The organism is Pectobacterium parvum, assembly GCF_020971565.1.
In the GTDB taxonomy this organism is placed as follows: domain Bacteria; phylum Pseudomonadota; class Gammaproteobacteria; order Enterobacterales; family Enterobacteriaceae; genus Pectobacterium; species Pectobacterium polare.
In genome coordinates this window covers 4,683,194-4,699,601 of record NZ_CP087392.1, presented here as the reverse complement: position 1 = coordinate 4,699,601, position 16,408 = coordinate 4,683,194, and the positions used below count along the sequence as shown (strand labels likewise).

Sequence of the window (16,408 nt, the reverse complement as noted above, 5' to 3'; positions counted from 1 at the left end):
GGCGGACTCCACTCGAACAAGAACGATCAAAAAGAAAAGAATAAGACGTTATTTATGTGACTCATGATTTTTTGGCGCCTGCGTCATCCACGATTGTTTCATTCACAATTCAGACAGCAGACACACCACGTAGCGCGGCGGTTTACTCCGACGATCCCGTCAAAAGGATCGCTAACGGAACCGCGGATCATAACCTAATCCGCCGAAGAGATCTTCCCCTTCTGCACAGTTTCGATCCTTTTTATCCACAGGCTATTCTTATCGCCACACCCCGCAACACGGCAGTGGGGCGGCTAGCACACATTTTAGCCGCTTACGGTAAGGCGCACCCAAGCATACCCTCGGAGACACGATCGTTACGGTGACATCGATCATGATCTTTTGGGACAGATCGTTGGAGGATCCTTGCGCTTTGCAACAGAGTCCGTATAATTCCCTGCCCGCGCGTCTACGCCTTTTCTGTGCTCTGGCAGGCAGAAATTCCAAAAATAATCGGAATGGCTGGCGTGTTTAAGTGTGATGTTAATTGACTCAGGACTGTACAATTATTACAATCCTGCCTCTTTCCGTTATATAGCTGTGATATGCGATTGAGGCGTCGGTCATTTTTTCACGCCGAACAGCCAAACGCGTTTACTGTGAAGTTATAATTTTCCAAGTTTAGGTAGAAATCGCCATGAAACGCACTTTCCAACCGTCCGTATTGAAGCGTAACCGTAGCCATGGTTTCCGTGCTCGTATGGCCACCAAAAATGGTCGTCAAGTTCTGGCCCGCCGTCGTGCGAAAGGCCGTACTCGTCTGTCTGTTTCTAAGTAATAAAAGCTAACCCACCGAGTGGTTAAGCTAGCATTTCCCAGGGAGTTACGTTTGTTAACTCCCAGTCATTTCACTTTCGTCTTCCAGCAACCACAACGGGCTGGCACGCCGCATATCACCATTCTCGGCCGCCTGAACTCGCTGGGGCATCCCCGCATCGGTCTTACCGTCGCCAAAAAGCATGTAAAACGTGCTCATGAACGCAATCGGATTAAACGCCTGACGCGCGAAAGCTTTCGCCTGCACCAACATTCATTGCCTTCAATGGACTTTGTCGTGCTCGTGAAAAAAGGGGTGTCTGAACTGGATAACCGTACCCTGACGGAAGCATTGGAAAAACTATGGCGTCGGCATTGTCGTTTGGCTCCCGACTCCTGATCGGGTTGATACGCGGTTATCAACTCGTTATCAGCCCGTTGCTCGGGCCGCATTGTCGGTTCCGGCCAACGTGCTCGCAATATGGTATTGAAGCAATACGCAGGTTCGGCATGATAAAAGGCTGTTGGTTGACGCTTAAACGCGTATTAAAATGCCATCCTTTGAACCCTGGTGGTGATGATCCCGTACCGCCAAAAACCGACAATAACAGAGAACATTAACGATGGATTCGCAACGCAATCTTCTTCTCATCGCTCTGCTATTCGTAACCTTTATGCTTTGGCAGGCTTGGGAGACGGATAAAAATCCGCCAGCAACCACGCAGGCCATACAGCAGGCGACGAACGCAGTGACCGGTGATGCTACCAACCAGGGCGTACCAGCCAGCGGTCAAGGCAAACTGATCACAGTGAAAACCGATGTGCTGTCGCTGACAATCAACACGCGTGGCGGCGACATCGAGCAAGCGCATCTGCTGGCTTACCCGGACACATTGGGTTCAGATAAACCTTTCCATCTGCTGGAAACTACATCCGAGTTTGTCTATCAGGCTCAGAGCGGTTTGACTGGCAAAAACGGCCCGGACAACCCAGCTAACGGCCCGCGTCCGCTGTTTACCACAACGCAAGATAGCTTCGAGCTGGCGGATGGTCAGAGCGAACTGCGTATCCCGATGACATACACCGCAGCTGACGGCGTCACCTACACCAAAACGTTTGTTCTGAAACGTGGCGACTATGCGCTGAACGTTGACTATAGCGTCAACAACACCAGCGCTCAGCCTCTGGAACTCACGCTGTTTGGTCAGTTAAAGCAGTCTATGGAATTGCCTAAGCACCGCGATACCGGCAGCAGCAACTTTGCACTGCACACTTATCGTGGCGCGGCGTTCTCTTCCAGCGAAGACAAGTACAAAAAGTACAGCTTCAGCGACATGGACGAAAACCTGAACATCACCACCAACGGTGGCTGGGTAGCGATGCTGCAACAGTACTTCGCAACCGCGTGGATCCCGACGACAGCAGGCGCTAACACCTTCTATACCAGCAAGCTGGGGAACGGTCAGGCCGCTATTGGCTTCAAATCCGCTCCGGTTGTGGTTGCCGCAGGTAGCCAGCAGGATCTGAAGACCACCCTGTGGGTTGGCCCAGAAATTCAGGACAAGATGGCTGCAGTCGCACCGCATCTAGACCTGACTGTAGATTACGGCTGGCTGTGGTTTATTTCTCAGCCGCTGTTTAAGCTGCTGAAATTCCTGCATAGCTTTATCGGCAACTGGGGCTTCTCCATCATTGCCATTACCTTTATCGTGCGCGGTATCATGTATCCGCTGACGAAAGCGCAATACACCTCTATGGCGAAAATGCGCTTGCTGCAGCCTAAACTGCAAGCGATGCGTGAACGTATTGGTGATGACAAACAGCGCATGAGTCAGGAAATGATGGCGCTGTACAAGTCAGAGAAAGTGAACCCGCTGGGCGGCTGCTTCCCACTGCTGATTCAGATGCCGATCTTCCTGGCACTGTATTACATGCTGATGGGCTCCGTTGAACTGCGTCACGCGCCGTTCGCTCTGTGGATTCATGACCTGTCCGCACAAGACCCGTACTACATTCTGCCGATCCTGATGGGCGTGACGATGTTCTTCATTCAGAAGATGTCACCAACCACCGTGACCGACCCAATGCAGCAGAAGATCATGACCTACATGCCGGTCATCTTTACCGTCTTCTTCCTGTGGTTCCCGTCAGGTCTGGTTATGTACTACATCGTCAGCAACCTGGTTACCATTCTCCAGCAGCAGTTGATCTACCGCGGTCTGGAAAAACGTGGCTTGCATAGCCGCGAGAAAAAATAATCCGGTTGATGGCTAACCGATAGAAAGCATAAGGCGGTCATTGACCGCCTTATTTTTTTAATGGCTGTTTTATCAGCCAACGATACGTAGAATAGCCTGCCAGACAGGCATCAATGCAGAGAGAACATTATGAGTAATACCGACACCATCGTCGCCCAAGCCACGCCACCGGGACGCGGAGGCGTGGGTATTTTACGCATTTCAGGACAGGCGGCCGCAGACGTGGCGCATGCCGTTCTGGGTAAGCTCCCCAAGCCGCGCCACGCCGATTACCTGCCGTTCCGTGATGCCAACGGCACCACGCTCGATCAAGGTATCGCCCTCTGGTTTCCCGGCCCAAACTCCTTTACCGGTGAAGACGTATTGGAGCTTCAGGGTCACGGCGGTCCGGTTATTCTTGATTTGCTCCTGCAACGTATTCTGACGCTGTCTACCGTGCGGATTGCGCGTCCTGGTGAATTCTCTGAACGTGCCTTCCTGAACGACAAACTCGATCTCGCGCAGGCGGAAGCCATCGCCGACCTGATTGATGCCAGCTCGGAACAGGCTGCCCGCTCAGCGCTAAACTCTCTGCAAGGCGTATTTTCCACCCGTATAAATCAGTTAGTGGAAGCACTCACTCACCTGCGAATCTACGTCGAAGCTGCCATCGACTTCCCAGATGAAGAGATCGACTTCCTCTCCGATGGCAAAATTGAAGCACAGCTCAATGGCGTGATGGCCGATCTGGATGCCGTCAGAGCCGAAGCACATCAAGGTAGCCTGCTGCGGGAAGGGATGAAGGTCGTGATTGCGGGTCGTCCTAATGCCGGTAAATCCAGCTTACTCAATGCGTTAGCCGGTCGTGAAGCCGCCATTGTGACGGATATCGCGGGAACCACGCGTGACGTATTACGCGAGCACATCCATATCGACGGTATGCCACTGCATATCATCGACACCGCCGGGCTGCGCGATGCCAGCGACGAAGTCGAACGCATTGGTATTGAGCGTGCATGGCAGGAAATCGAACAGGCCGATCGCGTGCTGTTCATGGTAGACGGCACCACCACGCAGGCGACTGAGCCTGATCAGATCTGGCCAGAATTTATGGCGCGCCTGCCAAAAACGCTGCCGATTACCGTGGTACGCAACAAAGCTGACGTGACTGGCGAAACGCTTGGCATTGAAGAAGTGAATACTCACTCACTTATCCGCCTGTCCGCCCGTACAGGTGAAGGCATCGATACGCTACGCGACCACCTCAAGCAAAGCATGGGATTCACCAGTAACACGGAAGGTGGTTTTCTGGCTCGACGTCGCCATCTGCAAGCACTCGAACTGGCTGCACAGCATCTGATTCAGGGGAAAGAACAGCTGGTAAGCGCCTACGCAGGCGAACTGCTGGCAGAAGAACTGCGGCTGGCACAGCAGTCTCTGAGTGAAATCACCGGTGAATTCACCTCTGACGACCTGCTAGGCCGTATTTTCTCGAGTTTTTGTATTGGGAAGTAAGTTTTAGTCCTAGTCGTCCGTGAACATTCACCAACCCGCATTAACTTACTGTTAATGCGGGTTTTTATTATACATACTAGTACGTAGTCGTGCGGATACATCCGCGATTTTTGTGCCCATAGCAAAAAAATCGCAGTGCTAATGTTCATTTTTTAAGCTAAAAATCACACCTCATAGGCACAGCAAAGAGGTGAAAAATGTCGCTTTCAGATACAAAACTCCGTTCATTAATTCCAAAAGATCATCCTTGGTAAATAGCTGATAGAGATAGCCTGATGATTGAGATACTCCCAAAGGGAGGAAAAGTGTTGATTGAGGCAAAGTGGAGTGAAGTAAACTTCAATGCGCTGGAATGGCGTACTCCCGGCGAAAGCATGAAGATGGATAATCCACATATAATTCCGCTGTAAAAACAGACGCTAGTGATGTTCGAAGAGCTAAAATTTCTGGCCGGAGATTCTCCATACTCCTTCCCCAGCAGCTGTAACGACTACCGATGCCCAATCTCCAAAACAACACTTAACTGCGTAGTGCGTACGCTGGATCTGAACGGCAGAGATTTTGTTATTCATGATTTCCGGCATACTGCCAGCACGCTACTACATGAACAGGGCTATAGCTCGGATTGGGTGGAGAAATGTCTGGCACATAAGATCGGTGGCGTTCGTAGCGTCTACAACCGTGCACAGTACTTAAATCAGCGCCGGGAGATGCTTCAGTCATGGGCTGACTTTGTTGATGCGCAGATTGAGGAGGGCGAAAGGTGGTTATCGGGAAATTTGAGAAGGCTTATGAGGCCAAATAAGAAAAATGACTCATTATCATAAATTGATTTAAATAGTTAAGTGCCCTACTTTTGCCACTTAAACACGCTGCACAAAGCCACCTAAAATAAAAAAATTATATAATCCAATAAATTAAAACAACCTAGTTACAAATAAACAGGGTAATAGTAAAATAATTCAGTAATGCTATACTCTCTTTATCAGCATATGTCTGTACTGTTAAAGCTATATGATGAGGTTATGTATATGGAAAGTAATAAAAAATACCAAAATAAGTTACTCCACATTCTAAATGCACACATGTTTTTTGTGAACAAGGGAACTATTTTTCCGCTTTTCAAAATTTCAGTGAGAAATTAACTCGGTTATATAATAATGTTGATATAAATGATTTAGAAAATATTCGTGATATTGTCAGAAATCATCCTGTTTTTAATATTTGTCAACAGGACCCTTATACTAACCGAGCATTCACTAAACCACGTGGTTATGCTGGGGATGCAGTAATGCTGGATTATGTATATTCCGGAATAGTACCACCTCAGACAACGCAGCATGGACATGGCATTTTTGAGTGTACAACACGAAGTTCTATGGGTTTATCAGTTTTATTACGCCGAACATTACTCACTGCATATATCAATGATACTGTACTTAAAAACCAGTCTGCACGAATATTATCTGTTGCTTCTGGCCATTGTCGGGAACTGTCTGGAAGTATTGCTCTTTCTGATATTTATAAAGGAGAAATTATTGCACTCGATCAGGATGCGGTTTCATGTTCAGAAGTTGATTCTGTTTATCATGGTAGAGTGAAAACTATTATTTCAGGAGTAAAAAATCTATGGGGCTCATTACAGCCTGGGTTAGGAAAATTTGATTTAATTTATTCCTCTGGGTTGTATGATTATTTACCTGAAGCTCAGGCATTGAAATTAAGTAAGATTCTAAAATTAATGCTAAAACCAGGAGGACGGCTCGTTGTCGGAAATTTTAGTCCTACGAGCACAGGACGTGGCTACCTTGAATTGATAATGGACTGGCATCTTGTTTATCGTAATCAACAAGAATTAAGCAACCTCTTTAATGATTTTACGGGATTTAGTAAGAGCATATATGATGATCCTCATCACAATATCACTTATATTGATATCATCAAAAGTAAGTGATCTCTATTTAATTTCCACAGGCAGTTATCGTGAGCCAGGTAGCGTGGATTGCGAGCCGCTACACGTAACGGTTCTGAAAGGTAACCTTACGGTGGTCGACGTTATTGCTTTGAGCAAACGTCTTATCCCATTGCGTCACCATAGAAACGGGCTGATTAGGATTGGTGTTTTGTGCATACGTCATAGTGGAAACTCCGGTTAACGCGACACTCAGTAACAAAGCAGACGCGATGACTGTCAGCTTCTTAGGAAGGACATTCATGATAAATTTCCTTTAAAAACAGAGTATTGATTCGTGGTTATTTGGTATGGGTTTGATGGTTTTATGACCCATAAACTTCATTGTAGTTAGAACAAATGATGATGATTAGACACTTAAATTAGATAATATTAATGCATTTATGTTATAAATATTCGTAGTGAAACGCTCAAAAGCAATACAATTCCAATCTGAACGTATGGGTGTGGATGAACATGACAGGCCGAGAAAACTACAACGATCTCTACGTGTTTATGCTGGTTGCGCGTGAAGACAACTTTACCAAAGCAGCAAGCCTGCTTGGTTTGGCTCAGTCTGGTATCAGCCGCACAATACGCAATCTGGAAAATCGTCTGGGCGTGTAACTCCTGACGCGGACCACCCGCAAGCTGTTGCTGACTCAAGCGGGTGAGCAGCTTTACCGAACCACGGTGACCAGTTTCCAATCACTGGATATCGGCCTGACTACGCTTGCTCATTTCCGTGATACCCCTTCAGGCACCGTTCGGATTAACGCCAGCCAGCACGCGATTGATAAGGTGCTGTTGCCCAAACTGGCGATATTCATGCAGCGTTATCCCGATATTCGGCTGGAACTCATTAGTGAACGTCGCTTTGTCGACATCATCAATGAACGGTTCGATACGGGCGTACGGTTGGGTGGCGAAGTTGATGACGGCATGATTGCCGTGCGCATTGCGCCTAAATAGCTGCGCCTAATACCGCTCCACTTTTGCCAACCCATGTTTACCTCCCAGGAATGGACTGACAGTTTTCATAAAATGGTGAACCTTTCTCAGTAACTGCCACATCGAACGGCACTGATGGTTGCGGGTTATCGTGTCGTGAAGCGCCTGCCATAGACGCTCAACGTGGTTCACCCACGGCGAGTAGACCGACTGATAAATTACGCTGAACTTCGGGTTACCTTTCAGCCAGCGCTGTGTTTCACGGCTCTTGTGGATGATGTAGTTATCCACTATAAGCGTGACGGTTTTTGCCCGTCGATAAGTGGATTTCAGGTGCTTCAGCAGGCCGATGAACAGTACCGAACTCTTGCTGTTGCCGCCAACGTAACTGACTTTACCCGTACCACTGTGCAACGCTCCGGCCAGGTAGTATTTTTCATTCTGCCCCGGCGTAACTACACGCTTTTGGTGACCACGCAACTGCCAGTCTGCACCGATTTTTGGATTAAGGTGGATATCCACCTTATCTTCGTAAAACACCGGATGTTCAATGCTACATTCATCCAGAGCCTTACGGATTACCGCCATTTTTTCATCTTTATGCGGGTCACGGATACGCAATGTAGGCGCGGCTCTGCGCCACACAAGCCCCGCTGACGGAAGCCAGCGACGGACGGTTCCGGCGTGTAACCGGCACCCGGTTATCTCATTGATTTTTATTGCCAGAAGTTCGGTGCTCCAGCGTGAACGCTGATAGCCAAAATCAGCGGGAGAGTGCTTTATCAGTTCCCGTAATAAGGTACAGATGTGCTCAAAAGGCCAGCGACGGGAGCGCCCTGCGGGTAAGGATGTCAGGCCTTCAACACCCGACAACGTAAACCAGTTAATCCAGCGTCCGACGGATGAACGGGCGCAACAGAGCGTTTTGGTGACATCGCTGACACGGTCTCCTCGGTGCAACATCAGTATAGCGGTGAGTCTGCGGGCATGATTTTTATCGCGCGTTTTATGGATAGCTTTCTGCATCAGGCGTCGCTCGTCGCGAGGAATGGGTGCTATGATCGGCATTGCTCAGTCCGGTTGGTGATTTGTTTTGATTTGGCGATTGATCAGATCGCACAATCCGGGCTGAGTTCCCTCAAAGTGATCTACTATTCCGCGCAGCTATTTAGTATGGAGATGGTTGTCGTCGCAACACCAGACCACTTTTTCCATTACGGCTTTCCACAAACGCCAGCCGATTTAGCGGTGGTACTAAAAACCGGAGGGACTACAGCAGGAAGGCAATCAGATAAAACATAGTCCACAAGGGCAGTGGGTGTTTTCCGATAGCTACATGGAGGCCGCTGCGGCAAGACAGGGGCTAGGACTGGCCTATGCTCCAGAGGAGCTGGTAAGAGAAGATCTGGAGCGTGGCACGCTTACACGTTATAGCCACCGTCTAGCTGAATTACACCTGTATTATCACCATCGTAATGTGTCACCAGCGCTGCGAATGATGATAGATACATTGCGGGTATAAGCGAATGACATCAGGCAATAAACTCCCATTTATTTAAAAGCAATCGGCCCAGAATGATCTCTGGGCCGATTTTTTAGGCGTTACTTTTTAAGTGTTACTTCAGCGTCGCTTTCACGACGGCTGACAGCGGCGTGGTTGGGCGACCGATCAGGCGACTCAGTTGCTTACTGTCATCAAACAGACCGCCTTTGGATGCACTGGTGTCGGAATCGGCAATGATCTGCGCGAAACCCTCAGGTAGCCCGGCTGAAACCAGCACGCCAGCAAACTCTGCTTCGGACAGATTTTGATAACCGATATTTTTGCCAGACTGCTTGCTGATCTCTGCGGCCAGCTCTGCCAGCGTGTAAGGCTCGTCGCCAGCCAGTTCGTAAACCTTACTAGCCTGCCCGTCCTGCGTCAGCACCGCGACCGCAGCAGCAGCGAAATCTTCGCGCGTTGCTGAGGCAATTTTCCCCTCACCTGCGCTACCGATAAACACACCGTGTTCCAGCGCCGCAGGGATGCTGGCCGCGTAGTTTTCGGTATACCAGCCGTTACGCAGCAGGACATGCGGTAAGCCAGATGCTTTCAGAAGCGCTTCGGTCTGCTGGTGTTCTGCCGCCAGCGCCAGAGGCGATTTATCCGCGTGCAGCAGGCTAGTATAAGCCACCAGTTTCACACCGGCTTTCACCGCCGCATCGATGACATTGCGGTGTTGTACCGCACGCTGACCCACTTCGCTCGAAGAGATCATCAGCACCTTATCCACACCTTGCAGTGCGGAAGCCAGCGCTTCTGGCTGATTGTAATCCGCGGCTTTCACCTGCACGCCTTTTGCAGACAGATCGGCCACTTTATTGACATCACGCACCAGCGCCACGATGTCGCTCGCCGGAACCTTCTCTAACAGTTGTGCGATAACCAAACGGCCCAGTTGGCCAGATGCACCAGTAACAGCAATCATCTCGAGCTCCTTTTGTTGACTGTCTTTTATTAACCGTCTTTTGTTAACCGTCTTTTATTAACAGAGACTGGCTGGCATAATATCGGCAAAGCTAATTTTAAGTAAGTACATACATAAAGGTAAGTATAGTGAGTCAACCCAAAACGCCCATCGATTTATTGCCACCCATTCTGCCAACCGGCAATGTCTTCGCTGAGAAATGTCCATCTCGCCAGATACTTAACCACGTCACCAGCCGCTGGGGTGTACTGATTCTGATCGCATTACTTGATGATACGCATCGCTTCAGTCAACTGCGTCGACGGATTGGCGGCGTGAGCGAGCGCATGCTGGCGCAGACCCTGCAATGGTTGGAAAGTGATGGTTTTGTCCTGCGAACGGCCTATCCGGTTGTCCCGCCACATGTTGAGTATAGCCTCACCCCATTAGGCAGAGAGGTGGGTGTGCGGGTAAAAGAGCTGGCGATATGGGTCGAAGGGAATCTGGACGACATTATGGCGGCACAGCAGTCAGGCGAACAATAATCCACCAAACCATAATCAATTAATATGCCTCATGGGCAGAGGTGCTTACTCAGGAAGCAGTGCGCTCGGGTAGCAGGCGGGAAATATCAGAGAAAATGGCTTTCCAGGTCTCGTCATCGACCGTCATAAAGCCAAAATAGCGCAGCAGGAATGCCCCTTCGGATGCCAGAAACGCCAGCCGAGCATCTCGCCCTTCCTGTGAATTCAGATCAAGCCCAGCCAACTGGCTGTCATACCACGCCTGCGATCTAGCAAGGTGCTCAGGCGTATTCAACAACGAGGCCATCATGCCCGCCGCCCGATCGCCTTCTGCGGCATCCGTCCGATAAGTGATGTCAACATGCGCACGCACTCTGGCTTCCCGACTATCATCCGTACCGATGCACACGGCAGCCATCTCATCAAACTCATCTTCCCAGCGCTGATACATCGCGTGAATCAGCTCATCTTTCGTCCCGAAGCACGACTGAATACCGCCTTTCGTCACGCCCGCCGCTTTAGCGACCGCATCGATAGTCAGCGCAGCCGTTCCCTGCGTGCGGACAATCTGCTCTGCCGCATCCAACACGCATGCACGATTAATGCTCTTATGACGCCCCATATCTTCCCCCGTATTTAAAATACGTTTGTATTTAAAAGGTAATTCTATATCATCAGAACGCTATCCAACAGATGAAAAATAGAAGTTCAAGGTAGAGATCCTGCTATGCAATCACCAAAAAAGTGGCTGACCCTGGCCATTGTTTCCAGCGCACTGTTCCTGATTGTTATCGACATGACGGTGCTGTACACCGCACTCCCCACACTGACTCACGACCTGCACGCCTCTGCATCGGAAAAGCTGTGGATCGTTAATATCTATGCGCTGGTTGCCTCCGGTTTACTACTGGGGATGGGTACGTTGGGCGATAAGCTGGGCCATAAACCTCTATTTATTTCCGGACTGGTGGTCTTTGGTGCAGCGTCACTGTTTGCCGCTTATTCGCCGACACCCAGTATGCTTATCGCTGCTCGCGCGCTGCTGGCAGTCGGTGCCGCAATGATGATGCCCGCCACACTGTCGATTATTCGTCTGACCTTTACTGATGAACGAGAACGCGCACTGGCGATCGGTATCTGGGCTGCGGTGGCCTCCGGCGGCGCGGCGTTTGGCCCCGTAATGGGGGGGATACTGCTTGAGTACTTCTGGTGGGGATCGGTTTTCCTCATTAACGTGCCGGTCGTTTTGCTTGCGCTCATCATGGGAATCACCGTGATTCCACACCGGCCAGGCAACGCCTCCCACCGCTGGGATTTCATCGGATCCCTATTAATTATGGTGGGTTTGATTGGTGTCACCTATGCCATAAAAGAGCTGGGCAAGCGGATTCCGTCTTATGAAGATGCGCTAATCGCTCTGCTTATCGGCGTGGCTTTCATTACCCTGTTCGTTCGGCGTCAGCGTAACAGCAAGCATCCTCTGGTCGATTTCTCTCTCTTCCGCCTGCGGCCTTTCAGCGCTGCTGTGGCTGCCGCTATCGTAGCCGCTGCCGCCTTGATCGGAATGGAGCTGGCTTTCACCCAGCGATTGCAGCTAGTCGTCGGACTGTCTCCACTAGAGGCTGGGCTGTTCATTTTACCGCTGTCGCTGGCATCCTTTATCTCTGGCCCGTTAACCGGAAAGATACTGCCGCGCGTGAATAGCGGGACAATGCTAGCCGCTGGCCTGTTGATTTCGGGGCTTGGAATGGGAAGCTATCTGCTGCTGCACAATGCACCCACCATTATCCAAATCATCAGCCTGACCGTTATTGGCGCAGGCGTGGGCTCCACCATGACGGCCGCATCGAGCACTATTATGCAGGTTGCGCCAGCGTCAAAAGCGGGTATGGCGGCATCAATCGAAGAAGTGTCGTATGAATTAGGCGGCGCAACGGGCGTGACGCTGATGGTCAGTTTGCTGTCTTTCGCTTATTCCGCAACGTTTATGCTGTCCGCTGGGTTTGCCGCACCGGACACCGCGTATGACAGTCTGGACGAGGCGTTAATTTTTGCCGAATCCTTACCGGAAAATATGCGGCAGATACTCACCACACAGGCCCATTCCGCCTTTGATTCCGGGTTTTCCATTGTGCTGGCCGCGGCAACGCTGATCCTGCTGCTGACCGCAACCTTCGTCTGGACAACCCGCCATAATAAACCGCATCGTCATCAAGCCGCTGATGTATAACACCACCGACTCATCGGTTAAGACAATAAAAAACGCCGTTCAATTACGAACGGCGTTGATGATTTAGCGACGTATTACACTATAACGACGTACTACAAGGTAACGATGTACTACCTGGAAACTTAGTAGGTTTCTTTACCGTATTGCAGTGAACGAGGTCCGTACAGCATACCGCGTGAATTTCCCGCTGCCAGCAGGCGCGCGCTAGTCACACCAGCAATATCGTGGCCTTTGTCAGAGATCGTGTGCGCAATCTGGTTTACCGCAGCCTGCACCAGAATACCGATGATGCCACCGTTAGCGTTTGATTGCTGCTCGTTGCTGGACGCCGTTGCGCTCCCGCTCCACAGCAGTTTTCCGGTACGCAGATCAACCAGACGAGCATCCGCAGAAACGCGGGTTTCGCTATTAATCACGATGTATGACGTGCCGTACTCTTTTACGTCCAAATACAGCGCAGCATCAGCACCAAAGATTTGTTGCAGCTTCGCGGTACTCAGCGCATGAATATCCGACGCCGTCACCAGACCATTCTGCTTGAATGTCTCTTCTACAACCGCGACAGGGAATACGTAGTATCCCGACTCCGCCAGCGGATAGGTGACCTGAGAAAGCAGGCTATAGCTCGCTTTCACATCTGGGGAATGGTTAACCGGTGGCAATACCAGAATAGACTTAGGCTTGCTCTGCTTAAATGCCGTGTAGTCATAAGGCACGGGTTTAGCACAGCCGGTCAGCACCAGCGCAAAAACCAGACCACATAATCCTAAGAAACGATTCATTTAATGCTCCCTTTCTTTTTACTCAACAGGAAGTCCATAAAAGGTGCTGATTCAGGGAATTTCGCTTTTTCAGTTTCAAACTGTTGGCGAGCTTCACTATCACGGCCAGTATTGGCGTACAGCAACCCAAGTTGAGCATAGAGTCCCGGCGGGACAGGTTTGTTTGCGGCTTTCGCTTTTTCGATCGATTCATTCAAAGCAAGAATCTGCTGATCAGGGCCGACTTTATCCTGTTGATAATAATCATAAAGTGCAGGCTGGTATTTATCCCAGCTGTAAATCGTTTTTGGCGCGGATGCACAGCCTGCTAATACTGTCGCTGCCAGTAGCAGGACAATTTTCTTATGAGATAACATTGTTATATTCCTATTCCATTAGTTCGCTGGGCGCCAGGCACCACTTTCAATTCCCGTAACCAAATTATTAACAGCCTCACGAATCGCCAAATCCAGCACTTTGCCGTTCAGCGTTGAGTCATAGCTGGCCGTGCCGCCGAAACCGATAATTTCACGGTTGGACAAGGTGTACTCGCCCGCACCCTGTACGGAATACACCACTTCAGAGGTTTGTACGTTCACCACATTCAGCGTAGTTTTTGCGTAAGCGACCTGTGTTTTACCGCGACCCAGAATACCCCACAGCTGATGGTCACCCACTTCTTTGCGGCCAAATTCGGTCACATCGCCGGTAATAACATAGCTAGCGCCTTTCAGCGTCTGCGTTTGTCCTTTAATACCCGCTTCCGCTTTCAGTTCTTCCATGTTGGTACGATCCAACACATTAAAACGGCCGCTCTGCTGGAGATGGCTAACGAGAATGGTTTTGGATTGATTACCTAAACGGTCAACGCCATCAGAAAAAATACCGTTCATATAGTTAGAGCGGTTTTCAAATTTTCCGATAGAAATCGGGCTGCGAACACCCTGATAAGGCGTACTGTAAGAAGTAACTTTTTGTGCTTCTACGGTACGGGAAGACTCTGTGGCACATCCGCTCAATAACGCAGCTGACATGAATACAGAACAAAGAACGACTTTTTTATTCATAACACTATCCCTTAGTGACAATCCATTAACCCGAGCAACGCCCTGTTATTGATTCATAATGAAAATGCCGTAAACACGCTATTTAGCCGTAACATTGTTTTTACTAAACATTATTTTGCTGCATGTAAATGGCGATCAACATTATGAGGGTAGTAAGGAAAAGTAACGAGTTATTTCATACAAGAATTGGAAAAAAACGGCTAAAAGAAGAGCTTTCTTACCCGACACTAAAAAACACAATAAAAACAATAATATAAAATGAAAATATCCTTTCTACAGAACATTCAGAAGGGTGGATTAGCCTGATCGGAAGACCTGCGTACCATTCTCACACCACAAGCACAGCCCGAATTCTATCATGCTCTCATAACAGCTCTGGTTACCAAGACCGTATTACCAACTTTTCATCCATGCAACAAACGCCTCAGTAAACCGATTATTGACGTTTAGCACCAGCTCATCATGACGTATCGAAGGCAAAAAAACTTTATCCCATCATTGATGGCGATACCCATATTAATATGTAAAAAAAGATCCAAATAACTGAACCAACAGATTTAAAAATGATTATTTTTTTATAGTATACTGGGATGAAAATTGTATATATTTAGTTTTTATAAGAAAGGGAAAATAATGCTAAAATCTCTTACTCAGTATCGTGAGTCAACTGGAATTTACCAGAATAACTTTCAAAAAAAAATAGAGAGAATATTTTTCATGCAAAAAATTCGAACAGAAAAAAATCAGAAGAGCAGAAGGATATATACAATACGAATTTACTAGTTAACTATGCCGAAAACACCCCTATTACATTGAGAACTCAACGCTATTCACCTATATTCCCCAAAAATGCCATTTCCACAGCGTTCCAGTTAGCACTGCTATTTAGCTTTATTCGGCCAACAGACACTGTATTGGCCACAAACAAAGACATAGAGTCATCAGAGAAGAGTAATAATCTTAGTTATACAGCAATAAATGATACGTTACCTGAACAGAAAAAATTCAAAATGGGAGTAATCCATAGGCATAGAAGAAAAAATAAAAAACAGGAATCATTCAATGAAATAGATGAAAGCATACCAGTCGATCCAATTACGGTGGATACATATGGATTGAAAAACAAAATTTTCATAAAAGCAGTAGACGCGCTCATCAAAGAGCATAGAAAGGCCTTAATATATAACAAAAAAAATGATGTTTTTATAAAAAATAAATCCACATCAGGTTATTTTAAATTTACAGCATTAAATCACATAAAAAAAACCGAAGAAATCATTATAGAGAAAGAAGAAGAAGATGATGTTAAAATAGAAAAAATAGATTTCTCCTGCCTGGAGGAACGAGAAAATATGACGCTAGGAAAAATTTTAAGAAAAATAGGAAACACACTATCGCATCCTGTAAGTGAATTATCACAAGAAATTCAGGTAATTCATCATTACGAAAAATTTGGCCGATGTGCTTCAAAAGAAGAAGTCGAAACCCTTAAGAAAAAAACCTTACTTGCAGATAAAGTAATTACCACCATAATATCATTAATACCTGTACCTAACCATATAGTATTATTACAAAATATAGGCGGCCCTTTGCTAAGACTAATAGCCGATAACCTAGAGGACAGAGACCTCAATCAAGATGATATGCAAGATTTAATCGGTCAGTCTACCTTTATGGCCAAACTCATCGTTGACTCAAATCCTAAAAACAGCGAGGGCATGGTTATAGAAAATGGAATCAGCTTACCAGAAAAATTCATTATTAGAAATAATAAGAATTACATAAAAATAAAAAATAAAGAATGGGAGATTTCATACAAGGAAGGAAAATATCTTATTAAAAAAGATAATATAGAACGTGAAGTTATCTACTCAACAGAGAAAAAAAATGGCAATACTCGAGAAAGGGTAAAGGATGGAAATTAGAAAGA

General features: G+C 47.8%; 15 protein-coding genes and 4 pseudogenes. 12 read left to right on the top strand and 7 right to left on the bottom strand.

Annotated features, from left to right (window positions below):
- The first annotated feature begins 676 nt into the window (after positions 1–676).
- The 7 genes and pseudogenes from rpmH (at position 677) to LOZ86_RS21180 (ending at position 6,501) form a co-directional block, all read left to right on the top strand.
- Positions 677–817: a 50S ribosomal protein L34 gene (gene rpmH / locus LOZ86_RS21210; protein WP_005976668.1), complete on the top strand. Its 141-nt coding sequence runs from the start codon at positions 677–679 to the stop codon at positions 815–817.
- Between the two features lie 18 nt (positions 818–835).
- Complete coding sequence (gene rnpA, locus LOZ86_RS21205; protein ID WP_010281235.1) at positions 836–1,195, top strand: ribonuclease P protein component; 360 nt, start codon at positions 836–838, stop codon at positions 1,193–1,195.
- Complete coding sequence (gene yidD, locus LOZ86_RS21200) at positions 1,159–1,416, top strand: membrane protein insertion efficiency factor YidD (RefSeq protein WP_010281237.1); 258 nt, start codon at positions 1,159–1,161, stop codon at positions 1,414–1,416. Before rnpA ends, yidD begins: the two co-directional genes overlap by 37 nt.
- A 2-nt stretch (positions 1,417–1,418) precedes the next feature.
- Complete coding sequence (gene yidC / locus LOZ86_RS21195; protein ID WP_039485128.1) at positions 1,419–3,053, top strand: membrane protein insertase YidC; 1,635 nt, start codon at positions 1,419–1,421, stop codon at positions 3,051–3,053.
- 129 nt (positions 3,054–3,182) lie between these two features.
- Positions 3,183–4,547: a tRNA uridine-5-carboxymethylaminomethyl(34) synthesis GTPase MnmE gene (mnmE, locus tag LOZ86_RS21190; RefSeq protein ID WP_039485127.1), complete on the top strand. Its 1,365-nt coding sequence runs from the start codon at positions 3,183–3,185 to the stop codon at positions 4,545–4,547.
- A gap of 308 nt (positions 4,548–4,855) precedes the next feature.
- A pseudogene (locus LOZ86_RS21185) lies at positions 4,856–5,352 on the top strand (tyrosine-type recombinase/integrase); the annotation flags it as partial.
- A 486-nt stretch (positions 5,353–5,838) separates the two neighbouring features.
- The gene (locus tag LOZ86_RS21180) at positions 5,839–6,501 is read left to right on the top strand and encodes a class I SAM-dependent methyltransferase (protein WP_156890177.1); all 663 of its coding nucleotides are present in this window, start codon (positions 5,839–5,841) and stop codon (positions 6,499–6,501) included.
- A 64-nt stretch (positions 6,502–6,565) separates the two neighbouring features.
- On the opposite strand, the pseudogene LOZ86_RS21175 reads toward LOZ86_RS21180, so the two are convergent.
- Positions 6,566–6,763, bottom strand: a pseudogene (locus LOZ86_RS21175) (alpha/beta hydrolase); the annotation flags it as partial.
- Between the two features lie 212 nt (positions 6,764–6,975).
- On the opposite strand from LOZ86_RS21175, the pseudogene LOZ86_RS21170 reads away from it, so the two are divergent.
- Positions 6,976–7,464, top strand: a pseudogene (locus tag LOZ86_RS21170) (LysR family transcriptional regulator); the annotation flags it as partial.
- Positions 7,465–7,476: 12 nt separating this feature from the next.
- Here the strand turns inward: LOZ86_RS21170 and LOZ86_RS21165 are convergent.
- The gene (locus tag LOZ86_RS21165; protein WP_230242742.1) at positions 7,477–8,517 is read right to left on the bottom strand and encodes an IS630 family transposase; all 1,041 of its coding nucleotides are present in this window, start codon (positions 8,515–8,517) and stop codon (positions 7,477–7,479) included.
- Positions 8,518–8,622: 105 nt separating this feature from the next.
- Here LOZ86_RS21165 and LOZ86_RS21160 point away from each other — a divergent pair.
- Positions 8,623–8,971: pseudogene (locus LOZ86_RS21160) on the top strand (LysR substrate-binding domain-containing protein); the annotation flags it as partial.
- Positions 8,972–9,065: 94 nt separating this feature from the next.
- On the opposite strand, the gene LOZ86_RS21155 reads toward LOZ86_RS21160, so the two are convergent.
- On the bottom strand, positions 9,066–9,917 hold the full coding sequence (locus LOZ86_RS21155; RefSeq protein ID WP_039514239.1) for an SDR family oxidoreductase: 852 nt from the start codon (positions 9,915–9,917) through the stop codon (positions 9,066–9,068).
- Between the two features lie 128 nt (positions 9,918–10,045).
- On the opposite strand from LOZ86_RS21155, the gene LOZ86_RS21150 reads away from it, so the two are divergent.
- Positions 10,046–10,441 (top strand): winged helix-turn-helix transcriptional regulator, encoded by a 396-nt coding sequence (locus tag LOZ86_RS21150; RefSeq protein WP_106389091.1) that lies wholly within the window; start codon positions 10,046–10,048, stop codon positions 10,439–10,441.
- A 49-nt stretch (positions 10,442–10,490) separates the two neighbouring features.
- Here LOZ86_RS21150 and LOZ86_RS21145 read toward each other — a convergent pair whose 3' ends face one another.
- On the bottom strand, positions 10,491–11,042 hold the full coding sequence (locus tag LOZ86_RS21145; RefSeq protein ID WP_039514237.1) for a TetR/AcrR family transcriptional regulator: 552 nt from the start codon (positions 11,040–11,042) through the stop codon (positions 10,491–10,493).
- A gap of 105 nt (positions 11,043–11,147) precedes the next feature.
- Here LOZ86_RS21145 and LOZ86_RS21140 point away from each other — a divergent pair, with 105 nt between their 5' ends.
- The gene (locus LOZ86_RS21140) at positions 11,148–12,650 is read left to right on the top strand and encodes an MFS transporter (RefSeq protein ID WP_230242741.1); all 1,503 of its coding nucleotides are present in this window, start codon (positions 11,148–11,150) and stop codon (positions 12,648–12,650) included.
- A 122-nt stretch (positions 12,651–12,772) separates the two neighbouring features.
- Here the strand turns inward: LOZ86_RS21140 and LOZ86_RS21135 are convergent, their stop codons facing one another.
- From LOZ86_RS21135 to LOZ86_RS21125, 3 genes are read right to left on the bottom strand one after another with little or no spacing between them, the layout of a single operon-like run.
- The gene (locus LOZ86_RS21135) at positions 12,773–13,432 is read right to left on the bottom strand and encodes a DUF799 domain-containing protein (protein ID WP_039514235.1); all 660 of its coding nucleotides are present in this window, start codon (positions 13,430–13,432) and stop codon (positions 12,773–12,775) included.
- Entirely contained in the window at positions 13,429–13,788 is a 360-nt protein-coding gene (locus LOZ86_RS21130) for a DUF4810 domain-containing protein (RefSeq protein ID WP_039488060.1), read from the bottom strand. Before LOZ86_RS21130 ends, LOZ86_RS21135 begins: the two co-directional genes overlap by 4 nt.
- A gap of 18 nt (positions 13,789–13,806) precedes the next feature.
- The gene (locus LOZ86_RS21125; protein WP_039488062.1) at positions 13,807–14,478 is read right to left on the bottom strand and encodes a CsgG/HfaB family protein; all 672 of its coding nucleotides are present in this window, start codon (positions 14,476–14,478) and stop codon (positions 13,807–13,809) included.
- Positions 14,479–15,392: 914 nt separating this feature from the next.
- On the opposite strand from LOZ86_RS21125, the gene LOZ86_RS21120 reads away from it, so the two are divergent.
- Positions 15,393–16,403, top strand: a complete 1,011-nt coding sequence (locus LOZ86_RS21120; protein WP_052237808.1) for a hypothetical protein — start codon at positions 15,393–15,395, stop codon at positions 16,401–16,403.
- Positions 16,404–16,408 lie beyond the last annotated feature (5 nt).